Genomic DNA, 15,309 nt, shown 5'->3' with positions numbered 1-15,309 from the left:
GTTTGGACAATTGCTTTACTTTAGTGGCCAAAGTTAAAAGGTGTTTGTCAGTAAACTCATCGAAAATTGACTATTTCGTGTGTTGTAAGACCAATACAAACAGGCATAGGCTTATTCAGATAGCGAATCTACAAATCCACAATTAATGATGTTTTTTAAACATAGACTCACCAGATTTGTTGCTACTTCGACGCTATCAGCTTCAGCGTAGCATCTGAGTTCAGGCGCATTCCCCGAGGGGCGTAGGTGGATTATTCTCTGGTCTGTGAGGGTCATTCGTAAGCCATCGGTGCAATCTAGGCTATGAATTGATACCGCTTCAAATCCCAGGGCTTGGAGTAGTCGATGGGGATTTTCTTGGCCTAGAGTCAGGATGATTTGGCTACGCTCCCTAGGGAAGTTTTTTATACGGTCGCTATATGTCACTCTTTTGGGGAGGGAGTCGACTAAAGATGAAATAGTCTTATGCTTAGCCTCTGCAAATAGCATTAATGCCGGTAACACGGCATCTCGAGTCGGCAGGGCTTTAAGTGTATCTTGCTTAAGTTTCACATCGCTGGCGAGCAAGAAGCCCCCGTTTGCTTCAAAACCTGCAATTACGTCATAGTCTTTTGCTAGAGCTGAAAACTCAGCAATAACATAGGGGGAGCCAATCCTAGTTCGTTTCACATGAGAGAAGTAAGCGCAGCTCTCGATGGCCGTATTGCTATTAACGGGTATTGCCAGGGCCTCTATGTGTAGCGCATTGGCACAGAGTAAGCCTAAAATATCACCCCGCAGCCAAGTGCCATTCTCATCGGCAACTAAGGGACGGTCGCCATCACCATCGGTTGAGAATATGGCATCGAGGGCATATTGTTTTGACCAGGTACGCGCCTTAGCTATGTCCTCATCGGACACAGCCTCGGTATCGATAGGCACAAATTCATCACTTCGCTCTAAAGCTATGACTTCGGCGCCTAGGGCCGAGAATATTTCGGAATATAAGTCACGCCCCGCACTCGAGTGTTCATAAATGCCAATACGCTTGCCCGACAGAAGTGAAGTATCAAACAATGATGTGTAGCGTTGGATATAAAGTCTTGCAGCACTGGAGTTCACTGTAAGGTTAGGGATATCTTCGAAAGGGGCATACTCAGCTCTAGTACTTAAGATCTCTTGTTCATCAGATTTACTGATCTCACCGTCGGGGCGGTAGAACTTAAGGCCATTACGGTCAAATGGAATGTGGCTTCCGGTCACCATGATACTAGGGGTGTTATCTTGCATTGCGGCATATGCTAGTGCGGGTGTTGGCACAACGCCATAGTAAATCACTTCGATATCTAAGTGTTCCAGCGCCTTGGCACAGGCCATTGCCATCCTAAAACTGCTAGGGCGATTATCAATCGCTATGGCGACATGAGTGAAAGTGAAGTTTTGTCGCTGAGTAGCGACGAATGCATGGGTGAAAGCCGCACAAACCTCATTGGTAAATTGAGTGACCAGCCCACGTGCACCGCTGGTGCCAAAGGCTATACCACTCTTTTTAATCACATCAGAACTCAATAACATCAAAAAAACCTATAGATGGGAGTGTCGCCCCCAATGAAAATTCTACGACGAACTTGCTTATTTAGTTTCAATTCTCGAGCTTCAAAGATTGAAGTAAAATGTTTAAGATCTGGCCTGGCATCTATACCTGCTCATCTTTACGGCCGTAGCGATCTTCGAGGCGTACAATATCATCCTCACCAAGATAGGAACCCGATTGCACTTCGATAAGTTCCAACGGAATTTTACCCGGGTTTTCAAGTGAGTGGACTGTGCCTATGGGTATGTATGTGGACTGATTTTCAGTCAATAAGATCTCTTGATCCCCATTGGTAACTCTTGCGGTTCCGGATACCACTATCCAATGTTCGGCCCTGTGGTGATGCATCTGAACCGACAGTTTTGCGCCTGGGTTTACCGTAATATGTTTTACCTGAAAACGCTTACCATAGTCGATGGAATCATATTTTCCCCAGGGGCGATATACTTCTCTATGGTGCTGCCATTCACTGCGTTGGTTTGCTTTTAATTGCTCAACGATCTTTTTAACCTGCTGAACTTCTGTCTGTTTTGAAACTAAAATAGCATCTTTAGTTTCAACAATTATCACATCTTCGAGGCCTATGGTTGCCACTAGCTTGTGGCTAGCATGTACATAGGAATTACTGGTATCTATGCTAATCACATCGCCTTGAAAGGCATTGCCGTTACTGTCTTTGTCTTGCACTTCCCAAAGAGCAGACCAGCTACCTACGTCACTCCAGCCACAATCCATGGGAACGACCACAACTTTATCTGAGCCTTGGCTACTGCACAAAGGCTCCATGACGGCGTAATCTATGGAGTTATCTGGGCATGCCTCAAATGCGGCTTTATCCACCCGTAAAAAGTCGAAGTCCTGGGCAGTATTGGCGATAGCTTTTTCACATGCGGCATAGATCTCCGGGCTGTGAGTCTTAAGTTCGTCTAAGTAGCGACTGGCTTTAAACAGGAACATGCCGCTGTTCCAATAGTAGTTCTTGCTATCCAGATAGGCTTGAGCCGTCGCCTTATTTGGTTTCTCCACAAACTCAGCCACACAATAGCCTGCGCCGTTCGCATATGCCTCGCCGTGCTTTATGTAGCCATAACCAGTTTCTGGCGCCGTAGGCACAATACCGAAGGTAACTAGCTTGCCTGCTAGGGCAAATTCGGTGGCCGCTTTTACTGATTGACGAAATGCTGGTTCATTTTTAATCAGGTGATCGGCAGCTAACACTAGCAATAAGGGGTCATCATTATTTTTAACTGCGGTGAATGCTGCCAAGGCGATAGCCGGAGCCGTGTTGCGCCCAACAGGCTCAAGAATTATGCCGCTATTGGGGATATTATTGGCCCGAAACTGCTCTGCTACCGAAAACCTGTGTTCTTCATTACAGATCACCATGGCTGGAGCATGCTCGATCCCTTGTAGGCGCATGGCCGTGCTCTGTAACATAGAGCTATCACCGCTCAAGGTGAGAAACTGTTTGGGGAACATCTGTCGCGACAAGGGCCAGAGTCGTGAGCCTGATCCGCCAGCCATGATTACAGGTAAAATCATTTTTTCTCCGAAATAACAATTAAATCTGTTTAATTAGAGTCACATGTTAATTTTATTATAGTTACTGCAAAAATAATTTTGCATGGTTATTTTTATTTTCTGTCATTTGTTTCTAAACGCCAAGCAAAGTTGAGGCAGCTTAGATGCCGAGTATTAGCTTTGAATCGATACATCTTCATGTGTATCGGGTAACCCGTGAGCAGGTTTGAGCTTAGTTCGACAATGAATATGTCATCATGGATTTGGTCCCTTGGATTAGGGCAGGGATGAAGAAATTTGTGGCTAGCTCTTTAGTAAATATCTGAGTCGCTAGGCTCTACTGCTTTGGCTAATCTAGAAACGGTTTCTTACCTGGAAGCGCCACTCCCAGTTATTGACCTCTACACCTGAGGTGAAAGGCAGGCTGAAGTCTATGTGAGCCACGTTACCGTAACTGGAGCGAGATGAATAGATTCTCGCACCTATGCCTATACTGCCTATGGGGCCCGATACTTCATTATTCTCATCTGCCCCGCCATAGGCCTGCCCTACATCGACAAATGCAGCCCAACCGAGTTCGGCGAGCTGATACAAGTTTATATTGGGGTAGTGACGGATCTCTGTGGTCAATAACCATTGATTATCCCCATGCTGGTAATCGTTGGGGTAGCCACGTATACCTGTGTTATCGCCCAGAGAAAAGGTCTTATCTAAATAGTTATTCTGAGATGTACTGAGTCTGGTCTTAAGGTAAGCCGTCCACTTTGGACTTATCTGATAGAAGTATTCCGTCATCAGGTTTACTTTATAGAAGTCTTTCTGGCTGGTGGCCAAAACTGCGGAACCGTCGAATGACAGCAGCAGAAGCTCTGCGTCGGCCTGATAGCCTCGAGTCGTTCTCCAGTTGAGGTGGTAGCCAAGGGAAGAGCTGTCCCCGGTATCTTGGGTTTCCAATCCGAACTTAAAGTAATGATTCCAGCCTAAGTTAAAGTCTTCGTTATAGTTGATGAGGCGAACATTGTTCAGCACCTTAAAGTCATCTTGCAAATACTCATAGGCGACCCAGGGATAGAGAAAATCTCTGTTTTGGGGGAGCTGTGAGTCGGGGTATTTTTCAATGTTGGAAAATTGGCTTTTATCTTGGGTGATACCTGTGGTGATTCGAGTCCTAAAGTTGTCCCCCTTATTCAGACGCCAGCCATACATTAGGCTATTGAAATTGTGCTCTTGTTCAAATTCATTGATGTCTGCGCCATTTTGTCTAAGGGTATCGACCCTGAGATCGTCGCTATACATGAGTGAATACATATCTTGAGTATCTAAGGTATAGAAGGGCTTATTGAAGTAAAACTGTGTCGCCTCTCCGTCGCTATTATCTTGATAATTGAAGGCGACTTTTGAGTGCTTGATAAAACTATCCAGAGGGGCTTGCAGTGAAATTTTATAGCCACTTCTATCGGCGTTAGATTGGTACTTAATTCGGGTGCGTATACCGTAGCCAAGTAAGTTATCTTCCTTAATGCCTATGGAATATTTACTCTCACCGCCGCTATGACCTAAGCTGACTGTCGGTAACAGAGACCAGTTATCCCAAGTTTCAACCAGTAAGGTATCTCCCTCTTCGGTAATATCTGCATCGGGCCCTTTTTCTATCAGGCTAACTTTAGCGTCGCGTATGTAGGGCTCATACCTCAACAGGCGCTGAGCTTCGTCGAGATCTTTCTGTGTGACTCTATCGCCGCTCTCTAGGCTTAGTTTATTGAGAATGACATGTTCACGGGTATTAATATGCAGATAATTAGCCCAGCGATGGATAAAAAATGCATCGGGATCTGATTCATCGAAGATGGGATTACTAGAGACTACAATTTTGCGGATGAGTTTTTTCTTGGTGATCTTTGGGCTGGTGTCCTCTCGTTCAAAAGCCTCATCGTCAGTGAGCATAGAAGGTTCATCTGATGATGTTTTAGTTAACGTTACACCGTCTCCTCTGGCAGGCATGCTTATGATAAAGCAGAGAATAAACAGAGATAACTTAGACGTACATCTCACCATATAGAGGCCTTTAATATTGTCTTTGTGTGTTTTAATATCCTAATTAAATCATTTTGATTACAAGTTAATAACACACGCCAGACTCGAATGTGTCAAGGACAAAGGTGAAATATCTGGGTGATTAAACTTAGGTAAAATTGTGGCTACAAGGGTTAAAGCGGGATAGATACTGGGTAAAAGCCGGAGGGTAGAGGCTTTCTGCTTGCAGAAAATATCTCAGCGCTAACTGCTAGCGTTAACCCTGAGTATGCTAGCGGATGAGTCTTTTGTAATAGAGCCTTAAAGGGTTCTTCGTGGAGAGACGGCAACGTTGGCGAACATGAGTCCGGCAATTAGCGACATAAAGATCAGAAAGACCTGACTGCCTATGTGTGATTGATTAAGCATGGTCTCGCCTAAGATAAGTGTATTTAGGCCTATATAAGTTTTACTGCCGGGCACTAAGATCACTATACCTTGTAGCAGGGCGATAGATGCGGGAGCCTTCATCCAGCGGGCAAATAAATTCGAATAGACGCCTACGGCGAATGCACCGAAGAAGATGCCGATTGAATCACCTAGGTAGATGCTGCCTAACATGGACGAGAAGAATGCGACTATACCGGCGAGTATGCCCCAGGGGGCATCTTTCATGCGGGCCTTGAAGATGATAACCAAGGCCATGGACAGAATGGGTACAGCCGACCAAATAGCCCATCTGGGTAAGGGATCAGGCTCTAAGCTGATGGCATCGCCGAAGATGGCTGAGCCTACCACCATGCCCAATATTACGCCAAAATAGAGTTTAAACAGTAGCATGCAGGCATCCATGATACGTGCGGTACCGGAAATCAGATCCCTGGCGGCCAGCTCGGCCATGCCTAATGTCAGTGCTAGCCCTGGGATAAAGATGATGATGCCCGAGAGGATCACCACTGGGATATTAATATTTGGGTCGAAATGAGCAATAGCAGTGGCTAAGATGGCACAAAGAATCGCCGATAAGGGTTCGAGCATCTCGGCCATGCGCTTGGAACGTTCTGCGCGGTAGACCAAACCGTAGACCATGAGTCCTAGCATTGCCGACCAGAATACATCATTCCAGCTGGTGCCCATCAACATGGCAAAGGCTCCGGCAGAGCTACCGAAGGCCAGCAAGGTTTGCTTGGTACCATAGGGGTTTGGTTTGTTGGCTATCTCATCGAGGCGTGCTAATGCCTCACTTAGCGTGCGCTTACCTGAGGTTAACTCTTCCACCAGTTCATCGGTACGAGCCAGAGAGCCAAGATCTAATTCGCCGGGATTGACTCGGGCGACATGGTTATACTCTTGATCGGTATCGTGTTGCAGTACAAAGGTCATTGCCGTTGGCGAAATAAGAAAGTAACCCTCTATGCCAAGTAAGCTTGAAACGGCCTGAAGGTGGGCTTCCAGTCGATAAGCTGGAGTACCAAACTTATGCAACGACTTACCTAACTTGATAATAAAACGTCGTTTCTCAAGAAATTCTGCGTTGTCCACTAGCTAGGTCCATTGGTTATTTAGATATTGAGGTCTTCAGGCGAGCGCATATTAACCTAGTTTGTGGAAAAAAGGTTAATCGTCTGGAAAATATTTACTTAGCTTCAATTAGTTGTAATGCTGGTTTATCAAAACCAATAGCGCAAGCAAAAGGACGGCATATGTCAGTGGTTATTTCGGGTCTGTATATCAGTTTAACGGCGATATTAATGGTGGCGCTGGCCATGCGGGTGGTTAAGTTACGCCGCAAACATAAAATAGGCCTAGGGAGTGGGGATAATAAAGAGCTGGAGCTTGCTACTCGAGTCCATGCCAATCTAGTTGAGAACGCACCGTTCGCCATGGTCTTGTTGCTGGTGGCAGAATTGAATGGTCTCTCAGCTATCTATCTTCACCTGCTTGGCGTTATCTGGATCTTTGGGCGCATCTTACATGCTGTGGGACTGACCAGGGGCAGAGGCGGCTATCACCTTGGGCGGTTTTGGGGCGGATTACTCAGCTGGTTGGTGATTTTAATCTTAGCCATAGTTAACTTGGTTCACTTTATCTTAGGCTCGATGGGTTATTTGATAAGTTAGCCTATCAAAATGTGCTTAGCGATTGATAAAATAGAAATTATACTCTAATAAGCAGGCTGGTTATGCCCGCGCACCTAAGCTGTCTAATATCCTTACTATTTAAAGGTTAATGTCTTTTTTCATTTCAAGCTGGCTTTTCTTTACACTTGTTCGTTTTTTGTTCGCCCAGATGGTGTCTCCCCTGCTATACTCCGCCTCCCTTTAATGGGCGCAAATATTCTATTTTCACCGTTAGACAGTCAGGTTTTATTACTCATGCAAGTTGAATCTACCTTATTTACTCATCCAAAATATCGCTCTGAGCAAACAGAGGCGGCGCCTTTTTTGCCTATGTCTCGCAAAGAGATGAACAAACTAGGGTGGGACAGCTGTGACATCATAGTCGTGACCGGGGATGCCTATGTGGATCATCCCAGCTTCGGTATGGCAGTGATTGGACGCATGCTCGAGGCTCAAGGTTTCAGGGTCGGCATTATTTCTCAGCCCGACTGGTCTAATAAAGATGACTTCATGAAATTAGGTAAGCCTAATCTCTATTTCGGGGTGACTTCGGGCAATATGGACTCGATGATCAACCGTTATACCGCCGAGCGGCGTATGCGTCACGATGATGCTTATACGGCTGGAAATCTCGGTGGTAAGCGCCCAGATCGCGCAGTAACAGTTTATACCCAGAGATGTAAGGAAGCTTACAAGCAAGTGCCTGTGATCATAGGTGGTATAGAAGCCAGCCTGCGCCGCATGGCCCACTATGATTATTGGTCTGATAAGGTGCGTCGCAGTGTAATTTTAGATGCGAAAGCCGATATTCTAGCCTACGGTAATGCCGAGCGTCCCCTGGTAGAGATCTCTCACCGGCTGGCTGCGGGTGAGTCAATCGCTGACCTCCATGATATTCGCGGCACCACAGTGATCCGCAAAGAGCCCCTTGCCGAATGGAAGGGCATGGACTCACGCAAAATAGATCAGTTACATAAAATAGACCCTATTCCTCATCCCTACGGCGCCGATGATGTGGGTTGTAAGAACATGTCCGGCCCGTCGGATGTGAAGATATTCGATAATGACGCTCCTAAGGCCATCAGCGTACAGGCTCCTAGACCTAAACCTTGGGAGAAGACCTATGTGTTATTGCCAAGCTATGAGAAAGTCTCGACAGACAAATACCTCTATGCTCACGCGTCTAGAATTTTGCATCAAGAGCAGAATCCTGGCTGTGCCCGCGCCCTATTTCAGCGTCATGCCGAGCGTGCTATCTGGATTAATCCTCCAGCCTGGCCGTTAAATACCGACGAGATGGACGGTGTGTTTGGTCTGCCCTACAAGCGGGTGCCACATCCTTCATATGGTGACAACAAGATCCCCGCCTATGACATGATCAAGACCTCGATCAACATAATGCGTGGTTGTTTCGGTGGTTGTTCATTCTGCTCAATTACCGAGCATGAGGGACGTATCATTCAGAGTCGCTCACAAGAGTCGATTTTGAATGAGATTAAAGATATTCAGGATAAGGTGCCTGGTTTTACCGGGGTTATCTCAGATCTTGGTGGCCCTACGGCCAACATGTATCGTCTGGGCTGTAAGAGCGTCAAGGCGGAGAAGACCTGTCGACGACTCTCCTGTGTCTTCCCCTCTATCTGTGGTCACTTAGATACAGATCATTCGGCAACGATCGATCTCTATCGTGCGGCAAGGGAAGTTCCTGGGATTAAGAAGGTACTCATAGCCTCGGGTGTTCGCTACGATCTGGCCACGGAAGATCCTCGCTATGTGAAGGAGCTTGCGAGTCATCATGTGGGCGGCTATCTCAAGATTGCTCCCGAGCATACCGAAGATGGTCCGCTGAACAAGATGATGAAGCCGGGCATGGGCACCTATGAAAAGTTTAAGGAATTGTTCGACAAATATTCCAAGGAAGCGGGTAAGAAACAATACCTGATCCCTTACTTTATCTCGGCGCATCCTGGCACGACCAATGACGACATGGTTAATCTGGCACTCTGGCTCAAGGGTGAGAAGTTTAAGCTGGATCAGGTGCAGAACTTCTATCCATCGCCGATGGCGAACGCGACGACCATATACCATACCGGACTCAACTCGCTGAAGAATGTGAAACACACCAGTGAAAAGGTGACAGTGCCGAAAAAGGGACGTCAGCGTAAGCTGCACAAAGCCTTGCTGCGCTACCACGATCCTGCTGGTTGGCCTATGATCCGCGAAGCCCTAATCGAGATGGGCAGAGAGGAGCTAATAGGCAATAGTCTCAGTTGTCTGGTGCCGGCGGAGTCCCGCCAGGAACGTGAAGCCATGCGTAACAAGGGGAAGGGCGGAGCCAATAAACTTAGCAATAAAGCCTCACCCGGTGACAAGAAGGCCTTTACCCGTTTCTCTGAAGATCAGTTTGAAGACAGAAAGCCTAAGGTAAAAGCTAAGCCAGGGGACTCGTCCAATAAATCAGCTGGCAAGGGTAAGGCATCCGGCGGCCAAGGGAGCAGTGCTACTGCTCAGAGGCAACGTCCGGCAAAGAAGAATGTCTGGGGTACCACGCCTAAGCATCAAAGATAGTTCAGCTAGTGTCTGTTCTAGCTAATTAACATAAAATAAGGGAATATCATGGATATTCCCTTTTTGTTTCAGGAGGTAATGATGGTCGACAATTCAAACCATAGTGGAAACCATAGTGAAAACCCAAACCATAGTGAAAACGATACCGCAAGCCATGACTATAGTGATGCAGGTTTCTGGCACAAGGTAAAACTGTTTGCTAAGAATGCCGGCCTGGATGTGATCGACAAGGCTCTGTGTCTCTATTATGCAGCCCAACGCCCAGATACACCTAAGTGGGCCAAGACAGTTATTTTCGGTGCTCTGGCTTACTTCATCGCACCTATCGATGCCATTCCTGACTTAACACCTGTGGTTGGCTTCTCAGATGATTTAGGCGCATTGGCCGCGGCGCTTGCCATGGTCAGTATGTATATCGATGACACGGTCAAATCCCTAGCGGCAGAAAAGTCTTCCGCCTGGTTCGATTAGGAGTGTTAAGCAGGCCTGATTAGCTTGTGTTGATCTTATCTAGCAAGATTAGCTGCTTGGCCGAAGCTTTAACGTTGGACCAAGCAGCTGAATATCAAATCATGCTGGCGATAATGAACACTGATCTGAGATTGCAGGCCTTAAGCTAACATTTATCTGCTTATGTTAGGCTGCTAGGCACCAATTGACGGAGATCATAATGCAAACAACAAAATACTCACAGCTGGCACTCTTGCTAACTAGCTGCTCACTTATTACCTTGCCAGCCCTGGCCACTACCTCTGAACAAGATGCCTTCTTCGATAGCATAGCCGCCCATTGTGGCAAGGCTTTTGAGGGAAAGGTTACAGCAGGTAACTCTGCCGACTCGGCTTTTAGCGGTAAGAAACTCATCATGCATGTTCGCGAGTGCAGCGAGACAGAGCTTAAGGTGCCGTTTCATGTGGGTGATGATCATTCGCGTACCTGGGTGATCACCAAAACCCAATATGGCTTACATTTAGCTCATGATCATCGCCATAAAGATGGCAGTGAAGACAAGGTGACCATGTATGGTGGCATGACAGCGGATATGGGCAGTGCCGAGCAGCAGTCTTTTCCTGTCGATGCCTATTCAATTAATAACTTCAGAGACAACGGTCTAGATGTCTCAGTAACCAATGTGTGGCATATGTATATCCAGCCAGAAGAGTTTACCTACCGTTTGACCCGAGATCAGCGTGATTTCAGAGTGGATTTCGATCTGACTAAGCCGGTAGCACTACCACCGGCCCCTTGGGGGACATAAGTAGCTTACCTTCAAATGAAGGCTGATCACATTTTCTGATTTAGCTTCTGGCTGAGTTGGTATTGGGTAGTGTGTTTGAAGGTCGTACCTTCATGGTAATTTATAGCCTGCGGCTCGCTTATATGCAGCTACTTCTGCGAGTCGCTGCAAGCACATCCATGTGAGCTCTGCCAAAACGTCCCTGTTTTGGAAGCTCGCAGCCGCATCTACACCTGATTATTTTTCTCTTCGATTGAGGTTTTGTGGGTAACTCTAAGTTTGAGTTTGTAACTCATTTTTGCCCCATTGTGAGTTGACAGATGATTTCATCAATTCTTGATTAATAGAGTTTTGATATACAAAAGCTTATCGAATTATGGATGAAAGGCTTGCGCCAAAGGTTGCACCATTTGTCATTCCTACTTTAATATTTTTGATAAATGACACAGGCTTATAGATCTAGCTAATTTTTACACTGACCCCACTTATTAGTGGTTCTCGATAATGTTGGTATATGCTGCTGCACATTACTTTGAAATTCCAATGCCATTAATGAAGTTGCCGATACAAACTTAAAGGGATTGTTAAACAGTAGGTTTGACGGAAGCGAAGTGTGACCGCTTGAAAGCAGTTAGTGACTATCCAACCATTCTTTTGATTGATTCGCTTGTGTACCTTATCCATCCTGCCAGACCTATTTTGATTTTAAATACAACAGACCCAAATAAACACAATGTCAGCCATGGTGCGTTATGCTTATAAGGTGTTGTGTTTAAAGGTGTTTTAAGCTTGACGGTCTCATTTGTGTTATTATTTCTGCGAATTCATTTAATGAGGTAAGGGCTATGCCAGTAAAGTTTAAAAACCGCAAACCTATCGGAACGATTGTTATTGAAGATATGAAGTCTCGTTTCTTGTCTAGTGGAGCTATATCTCAGGAAGAGCTGGTTCAGTTGGACTTTTTGTTTAAAGAGGAAAAGCTCACCGTGAATGGTCCGCAGGATATTTTAGATAAGCTTCCTCGTTATTAAACCTCAGGTTTGATGGTAGATAAAGGGGTCGGAACTAATTAGGGAGTTCGAATAAAACTCAGATACTTTTTCTTATCTGAGTTACCCGCATTAGAGCAAGTAATCTAACAAGCTTCTGTCCAGAAGTGAGTTACGAACCGTAAACTCCAATCGAAGAAATGAATAACCTGATGTAGATGCGGCTGTGGGCTTCGGTTTCAAGGATGAAACCGCAGAGCGGCCAGGGATGGCTTTACAGCGTCCCACAGAAGTAGCTACATGTGAGTCTGCTGCAAGCAATAGATAACAATGAAGTTGTGCTTACCTAAAAATAACCAAGTACAAAGCCAGTCAAGTGAACCCAAGCTAAAAAGATATTTGAAACTTGTTATCCGACAACAAATAGATGAAGGTCCTAGGTTATAGGAATTCGAACCTCGAACCTAGGGACTTACTTATCTTCGAAGGTAAATGACTGTCCTGCTAGTGCCGCTTCAAACATCAAGCCGCCTTTAGCTAAGGTATAGATCGCCATGCCATTAATATATGCAGCCTTAGCGGCAGATGTACCGGCACTGCTGGAGTTGCCTGTTGTACCCGCATGGGCGTTTGCGCCGATAGTGATGGCTACGGCCGAGGCTTGAGCGCCAAATTCGAAGGTTCCGCTGGTAAACTGGTTATAGGCCTTGGCATCTTTAAAGAAGATGATCTCGCTATAGGCTTGACCGCCAATCTGGAATCCAAGGGATATCTGAGTCAGGCTAGTATCGCCTGTATAGGTGCTGCCTTTAAATACTCGCCCCTTGCCGTATGCGGCGCCGATACCGAATCCACCTTTACCCACGGTAGGAAAAATGGCGTAACCATAGGCGTTATCGAAAAACTTATGGGTATCATTAGCCTGCTTGAAGTTGGTGACCGTCTCGGCATAGCTTTCATCTGCTAGGGCAACTTGAGACATGAGCAAACTGGCGACAAGGGCGCATGAAGTGGCAATGATAGAAATGAATTTTTTCATTTTTGCTCCGTTTCGAATGTTGTAATAGTGAGCACAGCATACCCAGCTATGGTGAGTAATAGAAAGCAGTAAAAGATAAAAGCGCCTAAAAATAGGCGCTTTTAGCTTGTTTGTCAGCTTAGGTTCAGGCTAAAACTCACATTCTATCCTGCTTTAACTCTGAGCTTTTTAATCGATAGCCTTGCCGAGAACATAATGTTCGAACCATTTCTGATCCCACTCCATCTTGGCTTTCCTGTGCTGATACTTGCTCAGTCCGTGCCCTTCTCCCGGATAGACAAGGAGTTCAACTGGCACATTCAGGTAGTGCTTGAGGGCGCGATAAAGCCCTTGTGCATGACCGGCTGGTACGCGTTGATCATTTTCACCTATGTGGATCAGTGTTGGCGTCTTTATCTTGTCCGCATGGGTCATCGAAGAGCCATGAGTGTAAGCATCGGGCTTCTCCCAGGGGAGGCCTTGCATAAAGTTGACCACATGTCCTGGGGTGTCTTCAAGCATCCATTGTAGGCGTTGGTCGAATACGCCGGCACCTGAGCTCGCCGCTTTAAAGCGAGTATTTGTGCTGATGATGGCGTTAGTAAGGTAACCACCATTACTCCAGCCCATCACGGCCATCTTATCGCCATCGACTATGCCGTCGGCAATCAGCTTATCGACGCCAGCCATGATATCTTTGACTTCGATATCATGTTCTTTGCCAACCAAATCGGTCAGGAACTTATCACCATAGCCGGTGGAGCCGCGGTAGTTTGGTGACAGTAGCGCCCAGCCTTTCGCGGTAAATGTCGAACGGCCATAGGATCTATGTTGCAGTGCATAAGGTGTGGCAGATGTAGGCCCACCGTGGATCTGCACGATTAATGGTAAGGGGCCGTCTTCTTTCTTGTATCCGGCGGGTAGGTCTAATATTCCCTCTACGCTGGTTCCATCAGGTGCTTGCCACTTAACTATCTGGATCTGCGGCAATATCCAGCTATCGACCTGAGGGTTGATATTGGTCATGCGCTTATACTTAGCTCGCTTGCTATCGGCGTCGGCGATAAATAGATCATAGAAATGATCCAGTCCATTGTGGCTGAAGGCGAGTTTCTTGCCATTATGGCTGAAACTATAGCTGCCGATGACCAGATCTCCTTTGATCACTGTACGGGTATCGCCCTGTTCACCGTCGTCGACCTCAGTACAAAATAGCTTAACGCGGGCATGATCTGCGCCGCGATAACAGATCTCGTCACTATTGGGACGCCAATGGATATTGGCGGCGCTTAAGGTGACATCATCGGGGCGAGTTATCTCTAGCAATGAATCTTTCGCGGTATTGCTGACGAAGAGTTTGCCTGGATGACCATCGAAGTCGATTCTAAAGGCGAGTTGTTGATTGTCACTGTGCCAGTCTAAGCCGAGTAGCCAGCCGTAGGGGGATGGGGCTTGCTCACGCCAAGCCGTATCTTCCAATACCTTGTTGGTTTTGCTTCTGGTGTCATAGATCTCTATATCTGACCAGCCTTCCAGATTCACTAGCTCGTTATCAGATGTGGTAATACGGGCTATCTTACTGCCATCGCTATTGACGCTGAATTGCCATACCACCTTGTCATCGTCTAACAAGATATCTTGCTTGAAATGTTGCAGGTCGAGTTTATAAAGCGGGTTGGTCTTACGCTCACCATGGGCATATTCGGGTTTATCATGGCTGGCGCGCATGCCTGCCCACAGGTCTTTATCTTTAACGGTTTTACTGGTTAGAAAATAGAGGCTATTACCATCACTGCCCACAGAGAAGGCGCTGACTCCTTCGACTTCCTTGGTCATAGGTACAGCTTCACCACCATCCTTACTCATTCTGAAGATCTGACTTTTACCATTGAAGGGGGCTTTTTTATCTTCGTGGGTGAGTTTACTCAAGTAATAGATGTAAGTGCCATCCGGACTCCACTGTGGACTAGACTCACTCTCATTAGTAAAGGTGAGCCGTGTTGTCTGACGGGTCTTGGTGTTGACTGTCCATAGGTCTTTTTGCGATTTATCTAATTCTTTGTCCCAGCGAGACTCAAGCCAGAGTGCCCGTTTGCCGTCTGGGCTAAGTTGTACACTGCTCATGCCTGCTATATCGAAGAAATCATCTGTGGTTATCTGGTGGCTTGGAGCTGATGCCATTGAATATGATGTGGTTAACAGGAGACTCGCAGTGATCACTGCGAGCTTAGAAATCGGATATGACTTTCCCATCTTAATCCCTTATATGA

At 46.4% G+C, this 15,309-nt stretch carries 11 protein-coding genes; 5 read left to right on the top strand and 6 right to left on the bottom strand.

Translation table 11 applies throughout. From position 1 onward, the window contains the following. Positions 1–111 precede the first annotated feature (111 nt). The 4 genes from SVI_RS18770 to SVI_RS18755 form a co-directional block, all read right to left on the bottom strand. Positions 112–1,554, bottom strand: coding sequence for a phosphomannomutase (locus tag SVI_RS18770; protein WP_041420100.1), 1,443 nt, complete (start codon positions 1,552–1,554; stop codon positions 112–114). A gap of 121 nt (positions 1,555–1,675) precedes the next feature. Next, entirely contained in the window at positions 1,676–3,115 is a 1,440-nt protein-coding gene (locus tag SVI_RS18765) for a mannose-1-phosphate guanylyltransferase/mannose-6-phosphate isomerase (protein WP_013053243.1), read from the bottom strand. Between the two features lie 333 nt (positions 3,116–3,448). Then, on the bottom strand, positions 3,449–5,038 hold the full coding sequence (locus SVI_RS18760; RefSeq protein ID WP_041420099.1) for a BamA/TamA family outer membrane protein: 1,590 nt from the start codon (positions 5,036–5,038) through the stop codon (positions 3,449–3,451). A 390-nt stretch (positions 5,039–5,428) separates the two neighbouring features. Then, positions 5,429–6,649 carry a threonine/serine exporter family protein gene (locus SVI_RS18755; RefSeq protein WP_013053241.1) on the bottom strand — a complete coding sequence of 407 codons (1,221 nt, stop codon included), beginning with the start codon at positions 6,647–6,649 and terminating at the stop codon, positions 5,429–5,431. A gap of 161 nt (positions 6,650–6,810) precedes the next feature. Between SVI_RS18755 and SVI_RS18750 the strand changes: the two genes are divergently transcribed. From SVI_RS18750 to SVI_RS18730, 5 genes are all read left to right on the top strand, one after another. Beyond that, positions 6,811–7,227 (top strand): MAPEG family protein, encoded by a 417-nt coding sequence (locus SVI_RS18750; protein WP_013053240.1) that lies wholly within the window; start codon positions 6,811–6,813, stop codon positions 7,225–7,227. Positions 7,228–7,482: 255 nt separating this feature from the next. Continuing rightward, a complete protein-coding gene (locus SVI_RS18745; RefSeq protein ID WP_013053239.1) occupies positions 7,483–9,795 on the top strand; it encodes a YgiQ family radical SAM protein in 2,313 nt (770 codons plus the stop codon). An 81-nt stretch (positions 9,796–9,876) separates the two neighbouring features. After that, a complete protein-coding gene (locus SVI_RS18740; protein WP_083779950.1) occupies positions 9,877–10,266 on the top strand; it encodes a YkvA family protein in 390 nt (129 codons plus the stop codon). A gap of 199 nt (positions 10,267–10,465) precedes the next feature. Continuing rightward, positions 10,466–11,053 carry a hypothetical protein gene (locus SVI_RS18735; RefSeq protein WP_041420098.1) on the top strand — a complete coding sequence of 196 codons (588 nt, stop codon included), beginning with the start codon at positions 10,466–10,468 and terminating at the stop codon, positions 11,051–11,053. A gap of 824 nt (positions 11,054–11,877) precedes the next feature. Continuing rightward, the gene (locus SVI_RS18730; RefSeq protein WP_013053235.1) at positions 11,878–12,063 is read left to right on the top strand and encodes a hypothetical protein; all 186 of its coding nucleotides are present in this window, start codon (positions 11,878–11,880) and stop codon (positions 12,061–12,063) included. A gap of 430 nt (positions 12,064–12,493) precedes the next feature. On the opposite strand, the gene SVI_RS18725 is transcribed toward SVI_RS18730, so the two are convergent. Next, positions 12,494–13,060 (bottom strand): lipid-binding SYLF domain-containing protein, encoded by a 567-nt coding sequence (locus SVI_RS18725; protein WP_013053234.1) that lies wholly within the window; start codon positions 13,058–13,060, stop codon positions 12,494–12,496. A gap of 168 nt (positions 13,061–13,228) precedes the next feature. Then, on the bottom strand, positions 13,229–15,292 hold the full coding sequence (locus SVI_RS18720; RefSeq protein WP_013053233.1) for a S9 family peptidase: 2,064 nt from the start codon (positions 15,290–15,292) through the stop codon (positions 13,229–13,231). Positions 15,293–15,309: the final 17 nt, after the last annotated feature.

Origin of the sequence: Shewanella violacea DSS12, assembly GCF_000091325.1 — a bacterium.
Classification (GTDB): Bacteria; Pseudomonadota; Gammaproteobacteria; order Enterobacterales; family Shewanellaceae; genus Shewanella; species Shewanella violacea.
The sequence above is the reverse complement of the archived record's forward strand: the minus strand, read 5'-3'. Positions and strand labels throughout refer to the sequence as shown.